Source organism: Pseudonocardia sp. SID8383 (assembly GCF_009864975.1).
Taxonomy (GTDB): domain Bacteria; phylum Actinomycetota; class Actinomycetes; order Mycobacteriales; family Pseudonocardiaceae; genus Pseudonocardia; species Pseudonocardia alni.
Genome location: NZ_WWFY01000976.1, coordinates 1 through 1,585, shown reverse-complemented (window position 1 = coordinate 1,585; position 1,585 = coordinate 1). Strand labels below are relative to the sequence as shown.

Genomic DNA, 1,585 nt, shown 5'->3' with positions numbered 1-1,585 from the left:
CGCGTGGGGTCCGGGCGGGCCGGGACGGCCGCGAGCTCTCCGACCGTCCCGCGCAGCACCCGCACGGTGGGCCCGGCGAGCGCGGTGGCGACGGCGTCGGCCAGCGGGCCGTCACCGGCGACGGTCACGGTGGCCGTCCGGGCCGGGCGGGTGTCGTCGAGGTACCCGGCCGCGGCGAACGCGCCGCGCTCCGGGTCGAGTCCCGGCGGAGGTGTGGGGTCGGCGCCGGCGAACCAGCGGGTCAGTGCCTCGACCGTGCCGCGGGGCAGGTCGACCCCGCGCAACCGGCCGGAGGCCTCCCGCAGCGCCGAGCCCCGGCCGGGGACCTCGAACACGCTCACGCCCGGTCGCAGTCGTTCCACTCGCACTCCCTGGTCCGTCGGTCGGTCACGGCAGACCGCGGGCCCGGCACCGTCACCGGTGCCGGGCCCGCGGCGGGTGTCACTCCTGCTCGGCGGCCTGCTCGGTCGCGAACGGGTTCTCGACGAGGGCGTTGGAGTGGCTCGCGGAGTTGTGCGGAAGGGCGCGCTCGGCCTCGAGCTCGGTGAAGATGTCCTTCATCGTTTTCTCCTCCAGTGGGTGACATCGTCCGGTTCCGGACCACCCCATCGTGACCACAAACGACATCGGTTTTCAACAGTGGTGTGTCTCGTGGCACCACTATTGGTGATGACTGTCGTTTCACACTATGGTTCGCGCATCCGCCGACGGAAGGACCCCGTGAGCGAGACGGCCCCGACCGCCCCCGAGCACGAACGCACCGACCTGCGCCGCTACCTCGCCGCCCGGGTCGTCTCGGTCGCCGGCTCCCTGGTCGCCGCGGTCGCCCTGCCCGTGCTCGTCTACCGGCTGACCGGCTCGCCCGCGTGGACGGCGGCGATCGCGACCGCGGAGGCACTCCCCTACCTGCTGTTCGGGCTGGTCGCGGGAGCGCTGGCCGACCGGGTCGACCGCAGGCGGCTCATGGTCGGCGTCGACCTGGCGTGCGGCGCGGTGCTGGCGGGGATCCCGCTCGCCTGGTGGGCCGGGGTACTCACACCGTGGCAGGTGCTCGGCACGGCGGTCGCGGTGCAGACCGGTTTCGTCTTCTTCGACGCCGCGAACTTCGGCGCCCTGCCCACGCTGGTCGGGCCCGACCGGATCACCGCGGCGTTCTCCACCCTCTACGGCGCGACGACCGTCGTCGAACTGGTCGTGCCGCCGCTCGCCGGGCTGGCCGTCGCGACCCTGGCCCCGGCCGGGCTGCTGTCGGTCACCGCGCTCACCGCGGTCGCGTCGGCGCTGCTGATCCGGTCGGTCGCCGGGAGCCTGTCCCCCGGGCCCGGCACCCGCGCGCCGACCCGGATCCTCGCCGACGTGCGCGAAGGCCTGGCACTGCTCGTGGGCCACCCGGTGGTCCGGACGCTGACGCTGGTCGGTACCACCCAGGCCGTCGCGGGCGGCGCCTGGCTCGCGATGACCGTGCCGTGGGCGGACCGGGTGCTCGGCATCCGCGCCGACGGCGACGCCCGGCTCGGCCTCCTGTTCGCCTGCTGGGGTGTGGGCGGGCTCGCCGCGGCCCGGCTGGTCCCGCGGCTGTCGGAGC

General features: G+C 75.1%; 3 protein-coding genes. 1 reads left to right on the top strand and 2 read right to left on the bottom strand.

The genetic code is table 11. The features are described from left to right. Together GTW08_RS23175 and amiA are read right to left on the bottom strand one after the other, a co-directional pair. The coding region (locus tag GTW08_RS23175) for a hypothetical protein (protein WP_202417583.1) at nt 1-341 on the bottom strand (341 nt) is incomplete at its 3' end. Nucleotides 342-441: 100 nt separating this feature from the next. Next, entirely contained in the window at nt 442-561 is a 120-nt protein-coding gene (gene amiA, locus GTW08_RS32565; protein WP_020625778.1) for a streptamidine family RiPP, read from the bottom strand. 159 nt (nt 562-720) lie between these two features. On the opposite strand from amiA, the gene GTW08_RS23170 reads away from it, so the two are divergent. Continuing rightward, nucleotides 721-1,585, top strand: an 865-nt coding sequence (locus GTW08_RS23170) for an MFS transporter (RefSeq protein ID WP_346009962.1), incomplete at its 3' end; no start/stop codon positions are given.